This is a genomic window from Actinoalloteichus hymeniacidonis (assembly GCF_014203365.1).
Lineage (GTDB): Bacteria > Actinomycetota > Actinomycetes > Mycobacteriales > Pseudonocardiaceae > Actinoalloteichus_A > Actinoalloteichus_A hymeniacidonis.
The window spans coordinates 4070594-4092804 of record NZ_JACHIS010000001.1 but is presented as its reverse complement, the minus strand read 5'-3'; the positions used below and the strand labels follow the sequence as shown (position 1 = coordinate 4092804).

Sequence of the window (22211 nt, the reverse complement as noted above, 5' to 3'; positions counted from 1 at the left end):
CGGATCACGCCGGCCGACGTGCCGCCGGAGCAGAGTCGTGGTGCGGGCTCGGCTGTGAGCGTGACCACCGGCCGGACGTCGGTCGGGCCCAGGTCCACGACGGGCGAGGACCTGGGCCCACTCGAGCACTTGCAGCGCGAGGGCGATCGCGGCCGCCTGCCGCCCGGGGCCGCCGAAAGTCAGTTGAAGACGACGTCCGAGCAGTTGTAGAACGCCTCGGGGCTGTCGGAACGCTGCCAGATCGAGTAGATGATGTGCTGGCCGGTCTTGCCCGAGGGCAGTTCGGCGGTCCACTGGTACGAGCCGTCCACGATCGGCGGATCGGTGACGGTGGAGAACGGCTCGGGTTCGAGGTCGTCCCAGGTCAACGGCTGATCGGGGTCGAAACCGTCCTTGGTGACATACAGGTCGAAGTCGCCGGGGTGCGGAGCCCAGGCCACGTACTCGAAGGTCCACTCGCTACCCGAGGGAACGGTGGTGGTCTGCCAGTCCCGAGGCACGTCGTAGGCAGCGTACTTGTCGGTACCCGCCCCACACAGTCGACCGTCGGGGATCAGTTCCTGATGCCTGCCCGCGGCATCGCTGATGAGAATGGCGAACCAGTCGTACAGCGGCTGGGTGCCCCCTTCGGCGATCGCATCGGTGCACGCCTGCGACTGCGGGTTCTCCGGTCCCTCCTCGAAACAGAAGTAGGTCCGGGTTCCGGGTGAGGACATCCCGCCATGGGCGAGGGCGCTACTGCCGGGCATCAGGACCGCGAGCAGCCCCGCGATCCCCGCCAGCGCACCGATCAACGCGCCTTTGCGCCGTCTCGTCACGGTTATCTCCTTACGTGATGCTCCCAACTGTCGACGGTAATTAACGGTCGGGTGGGTGCACATCCGCCCGCTGGCGCCTTCTGGGCTCGGCGTCCGGACCAGCGAACTGGGCGAGACAGCTCAGCCAGGTGAACCGGAGGCCGTTACTCCGGTGCTGTTGCAGGCGGCTCGGTGGCCACCGGCGGCGGCGCGATTCGATCGGCTGCCGTTCGTCTGCCGGTCGCCAGGTGTGCACCGGACGTCCGTCGAGCACCGTCGCCGATGATCGATCGCCGTCTGTCGCGGGCGCGCCTGGGATCGGACAGCAGGGTGTCGACGATGATCCGCGCCGTCTCCTCCACGCTGTGCGTCGTGGTGTCGAACACCAGCAGCCGATCGTGTCGGGGACCCATGCCGTCGATCAGGACCTGGGTGAACTCGGCCGCGAAGGCGGGATCGGCGACCGAGTGTCGATCGTTGGTATCGGCATCCGCGCGTTCCGCCAGCCGGGCGGCCCGCTCATCCGGGGGAGCGTGCAGGTACACGGCCAGGTCGAAGGGAACGAACCAATCTGCGAGGCGCAGTGCCCACCGGGCGGGCGCGTAGGGGCCAGCCGCGATCCCCGAGGCGACACAGCGGTCCACATAGCCGTCCTGGACCAGTACCAGCCGGGGGTGGCGGTAGGGCAGCACCCTGGTGAGTAACGCGTCCAACGCGTATCCGGCGAGCAGGAAGGTCGTGCTGGCCAGGGTGCGTCTGGGCAGCCGGAACGGCCGGAGGGGGCTGCGCAGCGGCTCCAGCAGGGCGCCGATGCTGATCAGTCCGCGGTGTCGTCTCGCGGGGACGCCTCGGGCCTCGAGCGTTCTCACCACGAGTTCGGTGAGGGTGGACTTGCCGGTCATGTCGAGCCCGTCGACCAGGATGCGCATCGGACCTCCGTTGTCGTGAACGCACGATATGCGACTTATGAGCGGTCGTGATCACGCACGGGTGGCCACGTAGTGGACTGGTCAGATAGAGGTCGATTGGCCTGGGAGACCGGTCCACCAGGGTCGTAGACTGGGAGACCGCACTCGTACGAACGGGTGAACCCCTACTCGAGTTCCGCGAAAGGTTCATGCTGTGACCTCGTCCGACATCACCAGCCCCGATTCCGACCAGGCCGCCGTGACTCCGGTCACCGGAACCGCGCGAGTGAAGCGCGGAATGGCGGAGATGCTCAAGGGCGGCGTCATCATGGACGTCGTCACACCGGAGCAGGCCAAGATCGCCGAGGACGCCGGTGCCGTCGCGGTGATGGCACTGGAGCGGGTGCCCGCCGACATTCGCGTGCAGGGCGGCGTCGCCAGGATGTCCGACCCGGACATGATCGACGGCATCATCGAGGCCGTGTCCATCCCGGTCATGGCCAAGGCCCGGATCGGTCACTTCGCGGAGGCGCAGGTCCTGCAGGCCATCGGCGTGGACTACGTCGACGAGTCCGAGGTCCTGACCCCGGCGGACGAGGCGCACCACATCGACAAGTGGAACTTCACCGTGCCGTTCGTGTGCGGTGCCACGAACCTGGGCGAGGCGCTGCGCCGGATCTCCGAGGGCGCGGCCATGATCCGCTCCAAGGGCGAGGCGGGCACCGGCAACGTGGTCGAGGCCACCCGGCACATGCGGCAGATCCGTGCGGACCTGCGCAGGCTGGCCGTGCTGGACGACGAGGAGCTCTTCGTCGCCGCGAAGGAGCTGCGTGCCCCGTACGAGCTGGTTCGGGAGATCGCCGAGGCGGGCAAGCTTCCCGTCGTGCTGTTCACCGCAGGCGGCATCGCGACGCCCGCCGACGCGGCGATGATGATGCAGCTCGGCGCCGAGGGCGTGTTCGTGGGATCGGGCATCTTCAAGTCGGGCGACCCGTCCAAGCGGGCCGAGGCGATCGTCAAGGCGACCACCTTCTACGACGACCCGGACGTGATCGTCAAGGTCTCCCGGGGCCTGGGCGAGGCGATGGTGGGCCTCAACGTCACGGACCTGCCCGAGAGCCAGCGGTACGCCGACCGCGGTTGGTGATGCACCGCAGCCCATCGAGTCATGGGCAGGCCCGCTGCCTCGGAGATCGGGGCAGCGGGCCTCTGCCGCGGTGATCCGGGCGGTGTCAGACGTGTTCCATCACCAGCACGATGCTGGTGTCGATGGCGGTGGCCTCGTACAGGTGGGGGACATCGCCGGGAAAACTCAGATAGTCGCCCCGGCCGAGCTCGACGACCTGATCGACGGGGCCGGCCCGGAGCGCCCCCGCTGCGACGACGAGGTGCTCGACGGTGCCGGGCAGGTGTCCCTCGGCCATCCGGACCCCGTCGGGTTGCAGTGTGACGGTGTAGACATCCCGTCGAGCGCCCGGCGGGCAGGACGAGAGCAGGCGGGCATCGAAGTCGGCCTGCTCGGAGCGAACGCGTAGCCCTTCATCGGCCCGGATCACCTGGATCGGCCGATTCGGCGGGTCGACCAGCCTGCTGAAGGGCACGTCGAGCGCGACCCCCAATGCCCACAGCGTCTCCACACTCGGGTTTCCATTGCCCGCCTCGAGCTGCGACAGGGTTGATTTCGCGACGCCCGCGCGTCGGGCGACCTCGCTCAGCGTCAGTCCCGCCCGCCCCCGTTCGCGCCGCAATGCTGCGGCGATGATGTCCAACGGGGCTCCGGGCTGCTCGTTCTCAGTCAATGTTTCCTCCGGTGAACAGTCGTTCTCCTTGACGAACGCGGCCGTGGTGTTCAGGATGTGAGTCGATGGGTTCGATATGGCGAACGATAGACAGGGCGCTGCTCCGCGACGTCGGCGCGTTGGCCTCAGCCGTCGGCGTGGTCGGTGCGTCCTTCGGCGCCGTGGCGGTGGCCGCGGGCCTCTCGACCTGGGACGCCCTGTTCATGTCGCTGATCGTCTTCGCGGGCGGTTCCCAGTTCATGGTCGTCGGAGTGCTCGCGGCGGGTGGCGGCGCGGTGGCGGCCGTGGCCGCGGGACTGCTGCTCAACCTGCGACATCTGCCCTTCGGACTCGCCCTCGGCGACACCATCGGGCGAGGCCTGCTCGCCAAGCTGGTGGGCAGCCACATCCTGATCGACGAGTCGGTCGCGTTCGCGATGTCCCAACGCGACCCGGCGCGGGCGAGGGCGGCCTTCTGGCTGTCCGGCATCGCCGCCTTCCTGGCCTGGAATCCGGCGGTCGTGCTGGGCGCGATGGCGGGCGAGGCGCTCGGCGACACCAGCGCCTACGGCGTCGATGCCGCCTTCCCCGCCGCATTGGTCGCACTGGTGCTGCCCGCGCTGCGATCCGAGGCCCGAACCCGTCGTTCGGCGATCGTCGGCGCACTCATCGCGGTCGTCGCGACACCCGTGCTGCCCGCCGGGATGCCGGTGCTGCTGGCGCTGATCGGCATCGTGTTCGCGCTGCCGCTGCCTGCCTGGGCGACCAGGCGAGGGCGCCCGACCCCGCCCGCCGATCCGACCGACGAGCCCGACACCGCGGCGACCATGTCCGATCCGATCGCAACGGCGAGCATGTCCGCGATCGAGGCCGAGCCCGTGCAGCAGGCCGAGCCCGACACCGCGAGCGAGAGCCGACCCGAGGGGAGGCAGACGCCATGTCGATGACGACGGTGCTCGTGCTGGCCGCGGGCACCTATCTGCTGCGCGTCGCAGGCCCGCTGCTGCGCGGGCGGGTCGAGGTGTCGGACGAGGCGAAACGACTGCTGGCCACCGCCGCCACCACGTTGTTGGCCGCATTGCTGCTGACCTCGGCGTTGACCGAGGCGGGCGGCTTCGCCGGTTGGGCGCGGCCGGCCGGGGTCGCCGTCGGTGCGGTCCTGGCCTGGCGTCGGGTCCCCTTCGTCCTGGTCGTGCTCGCCGCCGCCGCCACCGCCGCGCTGTTACGACTGATCGGCGTGCCCTGAGCCTGGTCGAGCACAGGGCGGGTTCACCGGCGACATCGGCCGCGCCGCGCCCTGACTAGGCTGGTCGGCGCAGCGCAACCCGCGCAGACCCCACAGCGCAGATCAGCGCAACGTGATCTCACCGCATCCAGGAGGCAGTTTCGTGTCCGCCGCGCCCGTCATCGGTGTGCTCGCCCTGCAGGGCGACGTTCGTGAACATCTGGTCGCCCTCGCCGAGCTCGACGTGCTGGCCCGGCCCGTTCGCCGGGCGTCGGAGCTGGCCGAGGTCGATGGGTTGGTGCTCCCCGGCGGGGAGTCGACCACGATGAGCAGGCTGTTGACCGTGTTCGACCTCTTCGAGCCGCTGCGTGAGCGGATCGCCGACGGACTTCCGGTGTTGGGCTCCTGCGCAGGCATGATCCTGCTCGCCCGCGAGGTGCTCGACGGCCGGGAGGACCAGCGCTCGCTCGACGCGCTCGACATCGTGGTGCGACGCAATGCCTTCGGCAGGCAGGTCGACTCCTTCGAGGCGACGCTCGATGTCGCGGGTCTGTCCGACGGTCCGATGCGGGCGGTCTTCATTCGGGCGCCCTGGGTCGAATCGGTCGGTGCGGACGTCGAGGTGTTGGCAACCGTGCCCGAGGTGCCCGAGGCCGGATCCGCCGCCGGTAGGATCGTCGCGGTTCGGCAGGGTGCAGTGATCGCGACCGCATTCCATCCCGAGCTGGTGGAAGGCGATCGGCGGGTGCACGAGGAGTTCGTCCGCGTCGTGCGCGAGCGATGAACCGGGCTGCTGGATTCGCTGTGGTGTCGGTGTCGTGTGCGGTCGGCGACCGCCCGCCCGGCGGGGCGAAATGACGAGGACCTCGACGATGGAGGAGACATGAGCGGCCATTCCAAGTGGGCCACGACCAAGCACAAGAAGGCCGTCGTCGATGCCAAGCGGGGCAAACTCTTCGCCAAGCTGATCAAGAACATCGAGGTCGCGGCGCGTACCGGTGGTGGTGACCCGGACGGCAACCCGACCCTGTACGACGCGATGCAGAAGGCCAGGAAGAACTCGGTCCCGCTCGACAACATCGAGCGTGCGCGCAAGCGCGGCGGTGGCGAGGAGGCGGGCGGCGCCGACTGGCAGACGATCATGTACGAGGGCTACGGGCCCAACGGCGTCGCGGTCCTCGTGGAGTGCCTGACCGACAACCGCAACCGGGCCGCCTCCGAGGTCCGCACGGCGATGACCCGCAACGGCGGCTCGATGGCCGACCCGGGCTCGGTCGCCTACCTCTTCTCCCGCAAGGGTGTCGTGGTGCTGCCGAAGAACGGACTCGGCGAGGACGACGTGCTGGGTGCCGTGCTGGAGTCCGGTGCCGAGGAGGTCAACGACCTCGGGGAGAACTTCGAGATCGTCTCCGAGGCGGCCGACCTGGTGGGCGTGCGCAACGCACTGCGCGAGGCGAAGATCGAGTACGACTCGGCCGAGGCCGACTTCGTTCCGTCGGGAACCGTGGAGTTGGACGTGGACACCGCGCGCAAGGTGTTCAAGTTGATCGATGCTCTGGAAGACTGCGACGACGTGCAGAACGTCTTCTCCAACATCGATGTGTCCGACGAGGTCATGCAGGCCGTCGAGGCCTGATCGCTCGGTCGGCGACCCGGATAGGAGGAACCGTCCGAATGCTTCCCGGAGACGCCGAGGCCCGTCGAAGACTGCTCGCCGATGCGGAGGAGCACGGCGCCGCCGTCGTGCATATCGCGGGTGATCGCACCGGGCCGCCGTTCGCCTTCTCCGTCGGGTTGTGGCGACGGTGTGGCAGTCCGGAGGTCGTGGCCGTGGGGATGCCGCCGAAGGTGGCGCACACCGTGCTCAACGAGTACATCCGGCGGACCGTCGCGGGCGAGGCCTTCGTGATCGGCCGGGAGTACGACGATTTCCTCCAGGACTGCCCGGTCACCTTCGAACGGGTGGACAAGGGCTACTACGCCGAGTACCTCGGGCATGCACTGCTGCTGTACCGCAAGGCCGAGTTCCCGGCGGTGCAGCTCATCGGGTCCACTCCGCAGGGGGCCTGGCCGTGGTCTCCGGATGCCCCGGAGGGTTTGGTCCGCTGGCAGCGGATTCTCACCGACACCGGCCGTCCGGTGAGCTGGGTTCCGGGCCGAACCGGGCCGTGACACGGGAGCGGCGGGCCCACCGACCACGGTCGGGCCCGCCGGGAACTCCCGTCGGCGGCGCGATGAATTAAGCCCAACGTGTATTGGGTTTCTGCCTTCTTCGTTTTCGAATCTCACCCAGCGCGTTGTTGGTGACTCTTCCGGGTATTAGCCCTACATTTTCCGGGTAATGGGGCGGCGTTGGCGGGAGAGTAGTCTGGTCGTCTTCGAATGCGGATCGAGGAAAGCCGATCGGCTCGGGTCGGCTTCGCCCGCCAGCGTGCGAATCCCGGAGGCAGAATGGCTGTTCGGTTCAACGTGCTGGGTCCGATGGAGGTCGTCGTCGGTGATCGCGATCTGACTCCGACCGCCCCGAAAATCCGACAGGTTCTCGCATTATTGATCTCGCGACACAATACGCTGGTGCACACAAGCGAGATCGTGGATGAATTATGGGGAGAGCGACCGCCCGCGAGCGCTTTGGTCACGTTGCAGACCTACATATACAAACTGCGGAAACTACTCTTCGCGCTGTTGCCCATCGAGGAACGAGTCTCGTTGCGGACGCGGTACTCCGGCTACCTGATCATCACTCCCGCCGAGAACATAGACCAATACCGATTCGAGGAACTCGCCCGGCAGGGGCGGGCCGAGCTGGAGTCCGGTTCCGTGCGGTCCGCGGCCGAACGACTTCGGTCCGCCCTGTCCCTCTGGCGGGGCCCCGGACTCGGAGGCATCGAGGTCGGCAGCCTACTGACCGGGTACCTCACCCGGCTGGAGGAGAGCAGGCTTCGCGTCCTGCAGAACCGCATCGAGGCGGACCTCTCGTTGGGCAGGCACCGTGAACTGATCAGCGAGCTGAAGGAGCTGACCGTCGCCCGCTCACTCGACGAGGGCTTCCACGGCCAGCTCATGAGCGCGTTGAACCTCGCAGGCCGCCGCAGCGAGGCGTTGGACGTCTATCGACGGTTTCGGCGGAACCTGATCGACCAGCTCGGACTCGAACCCTCCGCCGAACTCCAGAACCGGCACAACGCGCTGCTCAGCGGCGAGGTGACAACCACCGAGGGCGCCGAGAGCCCCACGATCGGCAGCATCGGGCCGTCGGGTCCCGGCGGCGTTGCCTGCGTCGGTCTCGAACAGCCGCCCGCCCAGCTCCCGCATGACATCGCGGACTTCGTCGGCCGAGCCGGCCTGCTGAACGACGCGGCCGACTGGTTGACCCCCGGCGCGGCCGCCGGAGCCGGTCTTCGGGTGCTGGCACTCAGCGGGATGCCCGGTGTCGGCAAGACCTCGCTGGCGGTGCGGGTGGGACATCGGCTGCGGGGCTGTTTCGATGGGGGCCAGCTGTTCTGCGACCTCGGGGGCTCCGCCACACCACGATCGCCGGTCGAGGTGCTCCGGGACTTCCTACGTGCGGCCGGTTTCACGCCGCAGCAGCTCACCGGTGGACTGGTCGAATTGTCGACGCTGTTTCGCACCTGGAGTGCGGGACGTCGCCTGCTGGTGGTGCTCGACGACGTCGCGAGCGTCGAGCAGGTCCGACCACTGCTCCCCGCAGGCGAACGGTGCGGTGTGCTGGTCACCGCGCGAGCCGGGGTGCACGGCCTGCCCGGCGCTCGGGTCCATGCCCTGGAATCGCTCACCAGCGCCGAGAGCCTGGCGTTGCTGGGCCTGATGATCGGGGCCGATCGCGTCGACTCGGAACGTGAACAGGCCGCTCGGATCGCAGAGCTGTGCGGCCACCTCCCGCTGGCGGTGCGGTGTGTCGGTGCACGCCTGAGCGCGGCGGCGGGCTGGCCGATCTCGCGGATGGCCGGTCACCTGGAGAGCAGTGGGCGCCCACTGGATCTGCTGCGTTTCGACGGCCTGGACGTACGACGAAGTCTCGCCACCGGGATTCGCGGCCTCACCAGCGTCGCGTGGTGGGTGTTGCGTGAGCTGACCACACTGCCCGCCTCCTTCACCGTGGCCGACGCCGCGCAGCGGATCGACGCCGACCCGACCAAGGTCGAGGCGATGCTCGTTCAACTGGTCGGACGCGGCCTGCTGCGCATCGTCGCGCGGGCCCCGACCGAGGAGCTCCGCTTCGGCTTCCACCCACTGGCGCGGTGGTTCGCCCGGGAACAGCGGGAATCGACGGGTCTGGATGGCGAGGCGACGCAGCTCGCAGGCTGTCTCGGCGGGTGGAGCCCCGACAATGCGGCGCCCTGTCCGCGACAACGAGGACAGGACGCCGCAAGCCGGGCACACCACGGACCGACTGCTGCCGCGCTCAGCGCGGACTCGGTGTCCGTTGGGTCGGTGTCGCGCTGACCGAGGGAAGGAAGATCTCGTCGTGGTCGGGCACTACCTCCAACAGGCCCGCGGCGGCCCGCAGATGACTCGGGAATCGATAACGGAAGCCCCCGGGTTCCTCGGCGGCGGGCTCGGCATCGCACAGCCGGAACTCGACGAGTTCCTCGAGCAGGGACTCGGCGGAGAACTCGGTGCAGCGCAGAACGGCTGCGGCTGCCTGGAGTGAGACCGGCTGCTCATGCAGGATCGAGACCAGACGGAACGCCGTCCGGACCGCAGGCGAGGCCAGTCGATAGGTCTGCTCGATGCTCGCGGAGAGATCCAACGCCTTGACCGCCAGCTCCGGGCCGCGCCGTTGTTCCCGACGGACCCAGTCGACCAACCGCGCGATCGACCAGTGCGGCCGCAATCGCAACCTGCCGGCGGCGGCATGCAGCGCAAGCGGCATACCACCGCACAGGTCCGCCAGCGCGTGCACGGCGTCGACCTCGCCGTTGACGCGATGTGCGCCCAAGGTGGCCCCGAGCAACGCGAGCGAGTCGCCGATGTTCAACGGCGTCATCTCGACCGTCGTGGTGATCGTCGGATCCGAGAGACGTCTTCGGCTGGCCACGAGCACGGCGCATCCGCTGCCGGTCGGCTTGAGCCGTAGGACCTGCTCGGTGCTGACCACATCGTCGAGTACCACCAGCACGCGCCGCCCGTCCGTTCGGCCCCGGAACATCTGACAGCGTTCGTCCAACGACCTCGGCAGCGCCGCAGGAGCGACACCGAGCGCGCGCAGGAAGTGACCGAGCACCTCGTTGAGATCCACCGGTTCACCGTGCGCGTCGAGCAGCTGGGCGTAGAGCTGCCCGTCCGGATAGTCACCGCGAATGCGGTGCGCGGTGTGAATGCAGAAGGCCGACTTCCCGGTGCCGGGCGACCCGACACCGACGACGACGGGAGGGGCCTTGCGATCCGGCTTCGTCAACGCCTGCAGTGCCGTGGTCAGCTGTGCCTCCCGGCCGATGATCGTGGCCAGATCCGAGGGCAGCTCCGCAGGAGGGTCGACCGACTGCGACACCCGGACCGACTCCCGGATCCGGGGCGCCTCCAGCGTGGGATCGGCGGAGAGCACGGCGCTGTGCAATCGCTGCAGTTCCGATGACGGGTCCAGCCCGAGCTCGTCGGCGAGTACCTTCCGAGCCCGTTGGTAGGCCTGCAACGCGTCCGAGCGTCGACCCGATCGATAGAGCGCCAGCATCAATCGGGCCTGGAAGCCCTCGTGAGTCGGCTCCCTGGTCACGGCGGTGGTCAGCTCACCGAGCATCTCGCGATGCCTGCTCAGCGAGAGTGCGCTGTCGATCCGTCGTTCCAAGGCGTTCTTGCGGATCTCGTCGAGCCGGACGACCTCGGCCTGCAGGACCGGACCCGGCGTGACGTCCACCAGCGCGGGGCCGCGCCACAGCTTCAGCGCCGTACCGAGCGTCTCGGTGGCCTCCGCGAGCGACCCAGCCTCGAATTCGACCCGGCCCCGTTCGGCGAGTTGCTCGAAACGGTGCGAGTCCATGGCATCCGGCGGTAGCCCGAGCAGGTAACCGCTGGGCGATGTCGACAGCATCGCCTCGAGTAACTGATCGGTCCGGTGCAGTACGGGGGTTCCCGAACCGCTGAGGTGCAGCAGCTTGCGCAATTGATACACATAGGTCTGCAGTGTCGTCGTGACGCTCTTGGGTGGATGGTCCTCCCACAACTCCTCGATCAACTGGTCGGTGCGGACGATGTTGTTGGCGTGAGTCACCAACAATGCGAGTACCTGACGGAGTTTCGGCGCGGAGGGTGTGGCATATCTCCCCTCCCGTAGTACTTCGAATGGCCCCAGTACATTGACCTGCACTACTGACACTCTCCTTCCGGTCGACCTGATCCAGTGAGCTCCCGGAATGCCGATCTCACGTGTCGATGGCGGATAGTCACCAGGTCGTGTACCCGCGATCGGCGGCGATATCGGCCCCCAACGGCCCCCGCAGGGTCGCTACTGTCTCGACTCTTTCCCCTCACTGCTTCGATATCAGTCGATCCCGGCTCATGTAGACGGTTCTCGTCTTATCCGGTCGCCTGCACCAAGCGCGACGTTCGTCGCTCGAACTGGAGGCTGGCTGGAGTCTGACTGGAGTAAGGCTGGAAATCGACTGGATAGAACAGCTTGTGTCACCTGTGGTGGACCGGTGTCGCTTCGGTGACCAATACACTGCTGCGCCTGGTTTCGGTGGTCATATGCTTGTCGTGGCGCATCGTCGTTATGTTTCCGCGAAATAGGACTCCGCCCGATTGAGTGACCCTCGGGTGTCACCCGTTCTCGGCCTGTCTTCGAGTGTGGAACCGACCGGATGAAGCTTTCCGATTCCGTCGAATCCTGATTCCGCGATGGCGGAACCCGTCACGAGCGCTCCACGTGCACCGTGTCCGCGCGTGCGAGGGCATCGGCGCCCTCGACCGGACGACCGCGCCTCCGAGATCGACTTGAGCGGTTCTCGATGGCGGATCGTCAGTCTGGCGCCATGACAGGTTCTGTGAGCCGGGCATCGCACCTGGACGTCGACGGGTGTTCGCCGCAGGCACACGCCACGTCGATCCGCGCCGCAGGCAGGGTTGCGATGCTGCGGCGTGATCACCGGCGTGGCCCGAGCGCGAGCACTGCCGACGAGAGCTCGCCTCATTCGCTGCCCCGGCTCCGCCGGAGTCGCATCACGGTCGCTTCGCCGCCGGTTCTGCGGTCCTGACCGATCGACCGCGCGCTATCGGCGGGAGGCGTCCGATGAACTCCGCAACACCACATCCCTCGGCCGAACCCGTTCGGCTCCGAGCCATGCCTCGGTGGTACGCGACGCTGTTCTCCACCGACGCTTTGGAACGGTTCGGATTCTTCGGTATGCAGGCGGTCCTGGTGCTCTATGCATCGGCGCCTCGGACGGAGGGCGGCCTGGGTCTGCCGATAGGCCAGGCGGCGCCCCTGTTCGGCGCCTGGATCGGCCTGATGTTCATGCTCTCGCACTTCGGTGGCTGGTGTGGGGACCGAGTCCTGGGCCAACGCCGTGCACTCACCTCGGCCGCGTTCCTCGGGATGGTCGGCTACCTGCTGATGGCCTTGCCCGTCGGTATCCAGACGGTGCTCGGCCTCATCGTACTGGCGGTCGCGGGAGGCCTCTTCAAACCCAACCACCAGGCCATGATCAACCTGATGTTCTCCGATGCACGTCAACGCGAGGCCGGTATCTCGCTGATGTACGTCGGTGTTCAGATCAGCGCGCTGCTAGCCCCCTTGATCACCGGTTATCTCGGTGAGCGGGTGCACTGGCGGCTCGGTTTCCTCGTAGCCGCCCTCATGATGCTGCTGTGCGGTCTGCGGCTGGCGAACAGCGGGAGCCGCTTCGGCGTGGTCGGCGCGGCACCGGCTCGTCCATTGGACATCCGGGAACGAGCCGTCGCGCGACGCAGAGCCACCATCGGCTTGGGCGTCGTCCTGGCCGCGACACTGGTGCTCTGGTGGTTCGGTGCGCTTCACCTGCTGGTGGTGGTCGCACTCATCGGGATCGCCACCGTGATCGCGCCGTTCCTCGGATTCGCCGCTCTGCACCGTGATCCGGGGCTCGGCAGCGGCGACCGACGTAGGCTTCGGGCGTTCCTGGTGGTGTTCCTCGGCGCGGCGCTGTTCTGGATGATGAATGCGCACGCGTCCTCGCTGCTGAATCTCTTCGCCAGGGACCACACCGATCGGATGGTGCTGGGCTGGGAGGTTCCCGCCAGCTGGTTGCAGTCCGCGACCCCGCTGTTCATCCTGATGCTCGCGCCGGTGATCGCCGCCGCGTTGCCCAGGATCGGACGGCGCAACAACGTCGCGGTGAAGTTCGCCATCGGCTTGGTGCTGATGGGTGGCAGCTTCCTGTTGATGTCGGTGGCCACCTCGCTCGCCTCGATGGGCGCGCTGGTCTCGCCGGGCTGGCTGCTGGTGGTGTACCTGGCACATGCCGGGGGCGAGATCGTCATCGCCTCGGTGAGCATCGCCGCCGCCGCGGAGGTGCTGCCCACGCAGTTCACCTCGCGGCTCCTCGGTCTGTTGTGGCTCTTCGCCGGCCTCGGCGGCGGCCTGGGCAGTGGCGTCGTGCAACTGGCCCAACTCATTCCGGAGCCCCTCTACTACCTGCTCCTCGGTTCGATCACGACCGGTGTCGGTCTGTGCTTCGTGCTGGGTCGGCGACGACTGACCCGATCGCTGAGCCGGGGGCGCGGCGAGGGGAGCGCGGGCTCGACGGTCCCGAATCGGCCGGTCGGGCCACCGCCGACGCCCATCGGCTCGGGCTGAGGGCGATCCATCGCGCCGGTCCGGTTCGTGTCCGTGGTGGGCCGCCTGCACTGCCCATGCTTCTCGCTCAGCCAGCGCCCAAGTGCGCTCGCGGGTTCGTTCGGGCACCTGTTTCGTCGAGGAGAGGAGTACCGGTGGACCAAGCTCTGGCCGGGAAGAAGGTTGTCGTGACCGGCGGGACCCGAGGGATCGGTCGAGTGATCGTCGAGGCGTTCGCGCGAGAGGGCGCCGAGCTGCTCGTAGTCCACCGCTCGCCGGGGGATGCGGCGGACGACCTCGCCAAGGAGCTGGCGGAACGGGGCCTGCAACCGCGACTCGTCCAAGCGGACGTGACCGTCGCGCACGACGTCGAGCGGCTCGCCGAGTCGGTACGCGAGGGCCTCGGGTCGGTCGACGTGCTGGTCAACAACGTCGGGGTCGACGGGGCCGTCCCGTTCAGCGCGCTCGGCGAGCAGGAGTGGCGGCGGGTCCTCGATCACAACATCACCGCCTCGTACCTGGTCACCCACGCCTTGGACGATCTACTCGCGCCCGGCGCCTCCGTGGTCGGGATCGGGTCCTCGGTCGCGTTGCGGGGCAGGCCTGCGGGCGTGCACTACACGGCTGCCAAGGCCGCGCTGATCGGTTTCACCCGCGCCCTGTGCAAGGAACTCGGTCCGCGCGGCATCCGGGTCAACCTCGTCGCCCCCGGCGTCGTGGCGTCGGAGGATGCCGACGACCTACCACCGCAGGTTCACGACCGGATCGTCGCGATGACGGCGCTCGGGCGGATCTGCCGACCCGAGGACGTCGCGGGCGCCGTGCTGTTCCTGGCAGGGGACACGTCTGCCTACATCACCGGAGCAATCCTGAACGTGGATGGAGGAATCTGATGCCGTACGCCGCGATCACCTACCGGGTGCAGCCCGGCAACGAGGATGCGATCGCCGAGATCTTCGGCCGTTACCAGCGGGTGGACACTCCCGAGTTCCGCTCGCCGGACGGCACTCCGGCCGGACGCCTGCTGGGCACCGCCGTCTTCATCAAGGACGAGTTCATGGTTCGGGTCATCCACTACGAGGGGGACTTCAGCGCGATCGCCGGGCATATGGCGACCCAACGCGGGGTGCACGTGGTCGAGGACGAATTGGCGCCCTACCTGCAGCAACAGCGGGAGACCGATACGCAGGAGGGCTTCGATGCCTACTTCCGGGATGCGACCATGCGCTGCATCTCCCAGCTGTCGGTCGACACACATCGAGTCGGGAGCTAGTGCCATGGCGATGTCGACTGTGTCGAACTCCGAGCACCCCGGGGCCCGCCCGAAATCGGGTCTGCAGGTCGCCGAGAACGAGAGAGCCCGCACCCCGCGTCCGGTGTCGGTCATCGGGCTCGGCGGGATGGGCGCGGGAATGGCTCATGCCCTGTTGGCCGCGAACTTCCCTGTCACCGTCTACAACCGGACCCCCGCCAAGGCCGCGCCGTTGGTGGCGGCGGGGGCGACACTCGCGGAGTCGGCTGCCGACGCTGCGGGAGCGTCCCCGGTCATCCTGCTGAGCCTGGCCGACGAGGCCGCCGTCGAGAAGATCCTCTTCGGTGAGGCCGCGGCTCGTCTCGTACCGGGCAGCACGGTGATCGACGCGTCCACGGTCGCCCCACACTTCGCCAGGGCCGCCGCCGATCGGCTCGCCGTCCTCGGGGTCGACCGGGTGGAGGGATGCGTGATCGGCAACCCGCAGATGGCCACGCTCGGCATGCTGCGGGTTTTCGCCTCGGGAGAGCAGGAGGCCGTGGACTCCGTCTCGGACGTCCTGAGCGCCGTGAGCCAGGAGGTGCGCTACCTCGGGACATGGGGACGGGCCAGCTCGTTGAAGCTCGCCTTCAACCTGATCCTCGGGGTGCAGACCGCCGGTCTGGCGGAGGCGCTGGCCTTCGCGGAATCGGCGGGACTGGACCGGGAGCTGGTGCTCGACGCGCTGGACAACAGTGGTTGGCGTTCCCCGGTCCTCGGTTTCCGTGCGGACTTCATGCGGAGGGGGACCTTCACCCCCGCCGGGTTCCGCACCGAGCTGATGCGCAAGGACCTCCGCCTGGTGCAGGAGGCCGCCGCCGATCACGGCTTCGCGCTTCCGGTGGTCGATCAGACGGCCCGCCGGTTCGACACCCTGATCGAGCGGGGGCGGGGCGACGATGACGCGGCCGCCGTGGTCGACGTCGCCGCGGTGTCCGTCCCCAGCGCCACATCGACCGGCACGAGCTGAGCCGTCCTGGACACGGGCCGTGGGGTGCGCCGGAATCAGCAGGCGCACGGTCGAGCCCGCCGTGCCACGGGGAAGGAGCGAATCAGGTGAAGGCAAGCATCGGGGCGGTCCCGACATGACGGTCCTCGTCCTCGGGACCGCCGCCGTGCTCGGCAGTTCGGTGGTGGCCGGGGTGCTGTTCGCCGTGGCACTGAGCGTGCTGCCTGCGATGATCGCGATGCCACCGGATCGGTACGTCTATACCCACAGGTTGATCGGTCGGAACTGGGACCCCACGATGCCGATCCTGGTGTTGTCCTCGACGACGGTCTGTCTCGTCCTCGCGTTCCTCGTTCCCGAGGGTTCTCGACGGTTGCTGTATCTCCTCGCCGCAGCGCTGTTGGCCGCGGTCTCGGTGGTGTCCCACTTCTGCAATGTGCCGATCAATCGGCGGGTCAAGGTGTTGGATCCCGAGTCCATGCCCGCCGATTGGTCGGACCCCCGGCCGCTCTGGCGTCGATGGCACGCGGCGCGGACGGTGCTGTCGCTGTTGGCGGCACTGAGCACGACCGTGTCTCTCGGCCTGGGCTGAGCGGGACGATACGACGGGGCGGACATCCGCCGTGCGATGTCCACCCCGTCATCCTGCATGGATCAGGAACGCGTCGAGCTCGACACCGGTTCCTGCACCGCCTCCGGCTCCATCTGCCACATGACGACGTCCGGACCGCTGCGGGGGCGTAGCAGCTCCAACAGCGGACCGGTGACCGCAGTGGTCAACAGCGTCATGATCAGGAACGCCGCGAACAGGTCCGCCGAGATCACTCCCAGTGACAGCCCAAGATTCAGGACCACGATCTCGGTGAGTCCTCGGCAGTTCATCATCGAGCCGAGCGCCAGCGCCGTTCGCGCGCCGGTGCCGACCGCGAGCGCGGGCAGGACGACTCCCAGGAACTTCCCGCCGACGGCGACCAGGAGCACCAGTCCCATGACGAGGCCGCCGGCTCCGGATGCCGCATCCCAGAGGTCGGTGCTCAAGCCGATGCCTGCGAAGAACACCGGCAACATCAGCCAGTGTGTCGGCCCCGACAGTCGGAAAGCGAACTCCGTCGCCCCTCGGGAAGACCTCGGTGTGACGATGCCTGCCAGGAATGCGCCGAAGATGGCCTCGATGCCGATCATCGCCGTGGCCCCGGAGGACAGCATGATGAGCATCAGGATGGCGATCATCAGAATCGGCGATCTGCTCGGATCGGCATCGGTATAGGCGGCGAGCCTGGCCAGCAATGGGCGGACCACCCACCACATCATCGCCGCGTAGGTGACCGAGAGCAGCACGATCCCGAGGACGCTGCCGAGTGAGTCCCCGTTGACCCCGGCCACCACCAGCGCGAGCAGACACCATGCGGTGACGTCGTCGATTCCCGCGGTCGCCATGCCGAGTGCGCCGATCCTGGTGTCCTTGATCTTGCGGTCGTGCAGGATCTTGGCCAGGACCGGGAACGCGGTGACACTCAACGCCACCCCGATGAAGATCGCGAACGGACCGCTTCCGACGCCCTCCGGTCGCAGATCCGCCAACGGCCACACCGCGAGGCAGACCCCGAGTACGAAGGGGATCGCGATTCCGGCGTGGCCGACGATCACCGCGGCCGAGGTGTTCTTCTTGAGCAGTGAGAAGGGCAGTTCCCGACCGACCTCGAACATGAAGAAGATGACGCCGAGTTGGCCGATCGTGGTGAGGAAGAACCGGACGTCGCCTGGGAAGAGGAGTTCGGAGACCGATGGGGCCAGTAAACCCAGCACGGTCGGGCCCAACAGGAGACCGGCGGTGATCTCCCCGACGACCCTCGGCTGCTGGAATCGGGCGGCCAGAGCGCCGGCGAGTTGAGTGGCGACCACGACGATGGCGCAGGCGACGAGCACCAGGCCGAGTACGTCGTGCAGCGGTGCCACCAGCTGGCCCGCCATGCCCGCCTGCGCCGGTTCGTCGCCGACCCAGGACGTGCGTGCCTGCACCAGGAACAGCGCGATCGCGGCGGCGGGTACCACGAAGAGGAAGTAGATCAATGGTCGGCGCCATCGATTGGTTCCTACGGCGTTCGGTCTTTCCTCCTGTGTTGATGTTGTCACCATGACGGATCCCCTGATCGTGAACGCTCTCCGCCGAACCGGGCGGATTGCTTCGTCGAAGACCCCGCAGCTCACTGATCCATGGTGACGGCACGGCCGGACCCGCGAGCTCGGTGCGGGCGGCCGTCAAACCGTTTTGTGGCCGCGGAAATCCTAACGTCGAAATCGGGCGATGCGGAGGGATTCGTCGGAATCCAGGAAGCGGCTGCGCAGCGTGGACCGAGGTTCCGCCGGGTGTACTCGACTGTCGTCGAGAGCCACCATCGTGGAGCGTCGGCGACATCGTCGTTGACTCGCAGGCCCGGGCGCCCGCTCGACCCTGTGCGGGCCTCGACGGGCCGGCCGAACCCGCCTGCGACCCGCGGACGGTCAGGCGGATGTCTCGGTGGCGGGCCCGCGAGGCACCGAGATCTGGGTGACCGACCGCAGCATGCTGTCGGCGAAGGTCTTGACGAACCCCTCGACGGTGCCGGTGTTGCGAGGACTCTTCAGGTACGGCGCCAGCCTGCGCTCCACCTCGCGCACCCCCGGCTGAGCGGCCATGAACCGCGCGACCGCGTCCAGGTCTCCCTCGTACTCGATGAACCGGACCAGCAGGTCGTCGCGGATGAATACCGCCGTCGCCAGAATCCGGGCCGCCGCCCGGCCCTCGCCGTCGACCACCTCGGCCGAGGGCACCCGCTGGAATCCGCCGAAAGCCTCGACGACCTCATCCTCGTGGCCTGCCCTGATGTCATAGGTGATCGCGGCGAACGGCATCGGGAATCGCTCCTTCGTCTCGAATAAACGGCGCATCCGCTATCGACTTCGCGCGCCCCTGCGAAGAATTCTCCTCTCGATCAGGGCTTATCGGCTCGTTTCTCGATTCCGCCTTTAGTTCGGTTCGAGGTGGTGTCGAGAGCCGGTTGGCACGCTCGTGTCGTCCCGCTCGATCGCGCGACCACAGGAGGCCGAGACCGTGCACCGCACTCTGATCGTCGCCAAGCTCAAGACCGACGATCCTGCTGCCATCGCCCAGGTGTTCGCCGAATCGGATGCGACGGACCTACCCCGAATGGTCGGGGTGGCCAGACGCACCCTCTTCAATTTCCACGATCTGTACTTCCACCTCGTCGAAGCGGCCCACGACATCCAACCAGACCTTTACAAAGCGAGGTCGCATCCTCTCTATCGCGATATCAACGATCGGCTCTCCGAATTGGTCTCGCCTTACGACCCGGGCTGGCGGGAGCCGAGGGATGCGATGGCATCGCCGTTCTATGTCTGGACATCTGAGCACGGGAGGATCGCGTGACCGCGACGCAACCAGGAAAGGTCAACTTCTCCGAGGCCGTGCCGAACCGCAAGCGCGGCGGCGATCTGCGGGTCACCCTCAGCCCGAAGACGGTGGGGTCGACCTCCGGTTTCGGTGGGGTGATGTGGTTGGAGGCGGGTGAGGCGGTCACGGAGCACTATCACCCGTACTCGGAGGAGTTCCTGCATGTGGTGGCGGGCAACCTCGAGATGAGTCTCGACGGCGTGCCCATCGCACTCGCCGCGGGTGACTCGCTGCTCGTGCCGATCGGGGTTCGACACCGGTTGGTCAACACCGGGACCACCCAGGCGCACGCGGTCTTCCACCTCTCCCCGTTGGCCCCCCGCCCGGAACTCGGCCACGTCGACACCGAGACGCCCACCTCACCGGAGGCGCCGAACCCGGACGTCGGGGGAGCTCGGTGAGCCGACAGGTGGTCGTCACCGGTGTCGGAGTGGTCGCCCCCGGCGGTGTCGGACGAGAGAACTTCTGGGAACTGTTGACGGCGGGTCGGACTGCCACCCGCCGGATCAGCATGTTCGACGCCTCGGCCTTCCGCTCGCAGATCGCCGCCGAGGCCGACTTCGATCCCGTCGCCTCGGGGCTCACCGCACGGGAGATCCGCCGGATGGACCGGGCGGCACAGTTCGCCGTCGTCAGCGCACGAGAGGCCATCGCCGACAGCGGCGTGGACCTGACCGCCGATCCGAGCCGGGTCGGCGTGAGCATCGGCAGCGCCGTCGGGTGCACGATGGGCCTCGAAGAGGAGTATGCGGTCCTGTCGGACAACGGGCGGAACTGGCTGGTCGACCACCACCACGGCGTCCCGCACCTCTACGGCTACATGGTGCCGAGCACGCTGGCGGTCGAGGTCGCCAGGGACAACGCCGCAGAGGGCCCGGTCAGCCTCATCTCCACGGGCTGCACCTCGGGACTGGACGCGGTCGGCCACGGCGCCGCGCTGATCACCGAGGGCAGCGTCGACATCATGATCGCGGGCGCGACGGACGCCCCGCTCTCCCCGATCACCTCGGCCTGCTTCGACGCCATCAAGGCCACCTCGCCACGCAACGACGACGCCGAACACGCCTCGCGGCCCTTCGACGCCACCCGGAACGGCTTCGTCCTCGGCGAGGGCAGCGCCGTGCTGGTCCTCGAGGACGCGGAGTCGGCCCGCCGCAGGGGCGCGCACATCTACGCCGAACTCGTGGGATTCGCCGGGCGCAGCAACGCCTTTCACATGACCGGGCTCAAACCCGACGGCCGCGAGATGGCCGAGGCGATCCGGGTCGCGATGAATCAGGCCCGAGTCGACGCCTCCGATGTCGACTACATCAACGCCCACGGTTCGGGCACCAAGCAGAACGACCGGCATGAGACGGCCGCCTTCAAACGCAGCCTCGGATCCCGCGCCTACGAGGTGCCGGTCAGTTCCATCAAATCGATGGTCGGGCACTCGCTGGGGGCGATCGGTTCGATCGAGGTCGCCGCGTGTGCCCTGGCCCTGGACCGCCAGGTCGTCCCGCCCACGGCGAACCTGGAGAACGCGGACCCGGAGTGCGACCTGGACTACGTGCCGAAGGTGGCCAGGGAGCACGAGATGGACGTCGTGCTGAGTGTCGGTAGCGGTTTCGGTGGTTTCCAGAGCGCCATGCTGCTGGCCCGCCCCGGAGTGGTGGCCCCGCCGTGAACGCGGCGCCGATCAGTGCGCCGCCGGAACTCCGCAGGAGGAAGACCCAGCGATGACTGCATCCGCTCACACGACGGAAACCGTGATCACCGGGATCGGGGTGGTCGCGCCGACGGGCCTCGGCGTCGAGGCGCACTGGGAGTCCGTGTTGGCCGGGAAGTCCGGCATCGGCCGGATCAACCGTTTCGACCCCTCGCCGTATCCGGTCAAGCTAGCGGGCCAGGTCTCGGGATTCGCCGCAGGCGAGCGGGTTCCCGGCAGGCTGATACCGCAGACCGACCACTGGACACACCTGGGTCTGGCCGCCGCGCAGGCGGCGCTCGACGACGCCCAGGTGGTGCCCGCGACGCTGCCCGAGTACGAGATGGCCGTGGTCACGGCGAGTTCCTCCGGTGGCACCGAGTTCGGCCAACACGAGATGGAACGGCTCTATCAGAACGGTCCGTCCTGGGTGGGGGCGTACCAGTCCATCGCCTGGTTCTACGCGGCGACCACGGGCCAGGTCTCGATCCGACACGGCATGCGCGGCTCCTGCGGGGTGGTCTGCAACGAGCAGGCGGGTGGTATCGATGCGGTCGGGCAGGGTCGTCGGCTGCTGCGCGCCGATGCCCGGCTGGTCGTCAGCGGCGGAACCGATGCCTCGCTCTGCCCCTACGGCCTGGTGGCCCAACTCGCCACCGGACTGCTGTCGGTCGCCGAGCACCCGGATCGCGCCTATTTGCCCTTCGACGTCGATGCCACCGGGTACGTGCCGGGCGAGGGCGGCGCAATCATGATCATGGAGACCCTCGACGGAGCCAGACAACGGGGCATCGGTGCAGGCTATGGCTCGGTGCTGGGTTATGCGGCGGGCTTCGATCCGCCCGAGGGATCGGCGCGACCGCCGGTACTTCGACGCACCATCGAACGGGCGTTGGCCGATGCCCGGTGCGCTCCAACCGATGTGGACGTGGTCTTCGCGGACGCCGCAGGGCAGCGGTCGGCCGATCTCGTCGAGGCGAGTGCGATCTCCTCGGTGTTCGGTGCGGGTGCGGTCCCGGTGACGGCCCCCAAGACCCTGACCGGACGGCTCTACGGCGGCGGCGCGTCGCTGGACGTGGCGACCGCGCTGCTCGCCCTGCGCGACCAGGTGGTTCCCGCCACCACGGGAACCACCCGCCTCGCCCCCGGAATCGAGCTCGATCTCGTGCTGGGACAGCCGCGCAGTCTGCCGCTGCGGCGGGCGCTGGTACTGGCCAGGGGACATGGCGGATTCACCGCCGCGCTCGTCCTCGGTCGGGCCGGGTTCGCGTCGGACCGGCAGCGCTGACACGCCCATCGACCACCTCGGGCGAGCAACGACCTCGCCGTGCCGGTTTCGGCGCGGCACTCCA

The 22211-nt window shown here is 68.2% G+C and carries 22 protein-coding genes; 16 read left to right on the top strand and 6 right to left on the bottom strand.

Features of this window, described 5'->3' with window-relative positions:
• Positions 1–179: 179 nt before the first annotated feature.
• Both BKA25_RS16850 and BKA25_RS16845 read right to left on the bottom strand, forming a co-directional pair.
• Positions 180–818 (bottom strand): lytic polysaccharide monooxygenase auxiliary activity family 9 protein, encoded by a 639-nt coding sequence (locus BKA25_RS16850; protein WP_236750651.1) that lies wholly within the window; start codon positions 816–818, stop codon positions 180–182.
• Between the two features lie 143 nt (positions 819–961).
• Positions 962–1726, bottom strand: coding sequence for a nucleoside/nucleotide kinase family protein (locus BKA25_RS16845; RefSeq protein WP_069848436.1), 765 nt, complete (start codon positions 1724–1726; stop codon positions 962–964).
• A gap of 193 nt (positions 1727–1919) precedes the next feature.
• On the opposite strand from BKA25_RS16845, the gene pdxS reads away from it, so the two are divergent.
• Positions 1920–2852, top strand: coding sequence for a pyridoxal 5'-phosphate synthase lyase subunit PdxS (gene pdxS / locus BKA25_RS16840; RefSeq protein WP_069848437.1), 933 nt, complete (start codon positions 1920–1922; stop codon positions 2850–2852).
• Between the two features lie 85 nt (positions 2853–2937).
• On the opposite strand, the gene BKA25_RS16835 is transcribed toward pdxS, so the two are convergent.
• Positions 2938–3504, bottom strand: coding sequence for a helix-turn-helix domain-containing protein (locus BKA25_RS16835; protein ID WP_069848439.1), 567 nt, complete (start codon positions 3502–3504; stop codon positions 2938–2940).
• Between the two features lie 65 nt (positions 3505–3569).
• Between BKA25_RS16835 and BKA25_RS16830 the strand changes: the two genes are divergently transcribed.
• The 6 genes from BKA25_RS16830 to BKA25_RS16805 all read left to right on the top strand — a co-directional run bounded on the left by BKA25_RS16830 (position 3570) and on the right by BKA25_RS16805 (position 9175).
• A complete protein-coding gene (locus BKA25_RS16830) occupies positions 3570–4430 on the top strand; it encodes an AzlC family ABC transporter permease (RefSeq protein ID WP_084642848.1) in 861 nt (286 codons plus the stop codon).
• Positions 4421–4729 (top strand): AzlD domain-containing protein, encoded by a 309-nt coding sequence (locus BKA25_RS16825; protein ID WP_069848442.1) that lies wholly within the window; start codon positions 4421–4423, stop codon positions 4727–4729. The genes BKA25_RS16830 and BKA25_RS16825 overlap by 10 nt, the downstream gene beginning before the upstream one ends.
• Before the next feature lie 142 nt (positions 4730–4871).
• Positions 4872–5492, top strand: a complete 621-nt coding sequence (pdxT, locus tag BKA25_RS16820; protein WP_069848444.1) for a pyridoxal 5'-phosphate synthase glutaminase subunit PdxT — start codon at positions 4872–4874, stop codon at positions 5490–5492.
• A gap of 99 nt (positions 5493–5591) precedes the next feature.
• Complete coding sequence (locus BKA25_RS16815) at positions 5592–6344, top strand: YebC/PmpR family DNA-binding transcriptional regulator (protein ID WP_069848446.1); 753 nt, start codon at positions 5592–5594, stop codon at positions 6342–6344.
• A gap of 38 nt (positions 6345–6382) precedes the next feature.
• Positions 6383–6880, top strand: coding sequence for a DUF4262 domain-containing protein (locus BKA25_RS16810; protein WP_069848447.1), 498 nt, complete (start codon positions 6383–6385; stop codon positions 6878–6880).
• Between the two features lie 210 nt (positions 6881–7090).
• Entirely contained in the window at positions 7091–9175 is a 2085-nt protein-coding gene (locus BKA25_RS16805; RefSeq protein ID WP_069848449.1) for an AfsR/SARP family transcriptional regulator, read from the top strand.
• On the opposite strand, the gene BKA25_RS16800 is transcribed toward BKA25_RS16805, so the two are convergent.
• Positions 9135–11036, bottom strand: a complete 1902-nt coding sequence (locus BKA25_RS16800; protein ID WP_157421023.1) for an AfsR/SARP family transcriptional regulator — start codon at positions 11034–11036, stop codon at positions 9135–9137. The two genes, BKA25_RS16805 and BKA25_RS16800, sit on opposite strands and share 41 nt — an antisense overlap.
• Positions 11037–11957: 921 nt before the next feature.
• Between BKA25_RS16800 and BKA25_RS16795 the strand changes: the two genes are divergently transcribed.
• The 5 genes from BKA25_RS16795 (at position 11958) to BKA25_RS16775 (ending at position 16313) form a co-directional block, all read left to right on the top strand.
• Entirely contained in the window at positions 11958–13502 is a 1545-nt protein-coding gene (locus BKA25_RS16795) for a peptide MFS transporter (RefSeq protein ID WP_069848453.1), read from the top strand.
• Positions 13503–13636: 134 nt separating this feature from the next.
• On the top strand, positions 13637–14374 hold the full coding sequence (locus BKA25_RS16790) for an SDR family NAD(P)-dependent oxidoreductase (RefSeq protein WP_069848455.1): 738 nt from the start codon (positions 13637–13639) through the stop codon (positions 14372–14374).
• Complete coding sequence (locus BKA25_RS16785; protein ID WP_069848456.1) at positions 14374–14754, top strand: SchA/CurD-like domain-containing protein; 381 nt, start codon at positions 14374–14376, stop codon at positions 14752–14754. Before BKA25_RS16790 ends, BKA25_RS16785 begins: the two co-directional genes overlap by 1 nt.
• Positions 14755–14758: 4 nt before the next feature.
• Positions 14759–15742: an NAD(P)-dependent oxidoreductase gene (locus tag BKA25_RS16780; protein ID WP_236750655.1), complete on the top strand. Its 984-nt coding sequence runs from the start codon at positions 14759–14761 to the stop codon at positions 15740–15742.
• A gap of 115 nt (positions 15743–15857) precedes the next feature.
• Complete coding sequence (locus tag BKA25_RS16775; protein ID WP_069848458.1) at positions 15858–16313, top strand: anthrone oxygenase family protein; 456 nt, start codon at positions 15858–15860, stop codon at positions 16311–16313.
• A 62-nt stretch (positions 16314–16375) separates the two neighbouring features.
• Here BKA25_RS16775 and BKA25_RS16770 read toward each other — a convergent pair whose 3' ends face one another.
• On the bottom strand, positions 16376–17791 hold the full coding sequence (locus BKA25_RS16770; protein WP_069848460.1) for a cation:proton antiporter domain-containing protein: 1416 nt from the start codon (positions 17789–17791) through the stop codon (positions 16376–16378).
• A gap of 432 nt (positions 17792–18223) precedes the next feature.
• The gene (locus BKA25_RS16765; RefSeq protein ID WP_069853535.1) at positions 18224–18613 is read right to left on the bottom strand and encodes a SchA/CurD-like domain-containing protein; all 390 of its coding nucleotides are present in this window, start codon (positions 18611–18613) and stop codon (positions 18224–18226) included.
• Between the two features lie 199 nt (positions 18614–18812).
• Here BKA25_RS16765 and BKA25_RS16760 point away from each other — a divergent pair, with 199 nt between their 5' ends.
• Genes BKA25_RS16760 through BKA25_RS16745 form a run of 4 tightly spaced genes read left to right on the top strand, consistent with a single transcriptional unit; the run spans position 18813 to position 22147 of the window.
• On the top strand, positions 18813–19148 hold the full coding sequence (locus BKA25_RS16760) for a TcmI family type II polyketide cyclase (RefSeq protein WP_069853536.1): 336 nt from the start codon (positions 18813–18815) through the stop codon (positions 19146–19148).
• Positions 19145–19573 (top strand): cupin domain-containing protein, encoded by a 429-nt coding sequence (locus tag BKA25_RS16755; RefSeq protein ID WP_069848461.1) that lies wholly within the window; start codon positions 19145–19147, stop codon positions 19571–19573. Before BKA25_RS16760 ends, BKA25_RS16755 begins: the two co-directional genes overlap by 4 nt.
• A complete protein-coding gene (locus BKA25_RS16750) occupies positions 19570–20838 on the top strand; it encodes a beta-ketoacyl-[acyl-carrier-protein] synthase family protein (RefSeq protein WP_069848463.1) in 1269 nt (422 codons plus the stop codon). Before BKA25_RS16755 ends, BKA25_RS16750 begins: the two co-directional genes overlap by 4 nt.
• A gap of 52 nt (positions 20839–20890) precedes the next feature.
• Complete coding sequence (locus BKA25_RS16745; RefSeq protein ID WP_069848465.1) at positions 20891–22147, top strand: ketosynthase chain-length factor; 1257 nt, start codon at positions 20891–20893, stop codon at positions 22145–22147.
• The last annotated feature ends 64 nt before the right edge of the window (positions 22148–22211 follow it).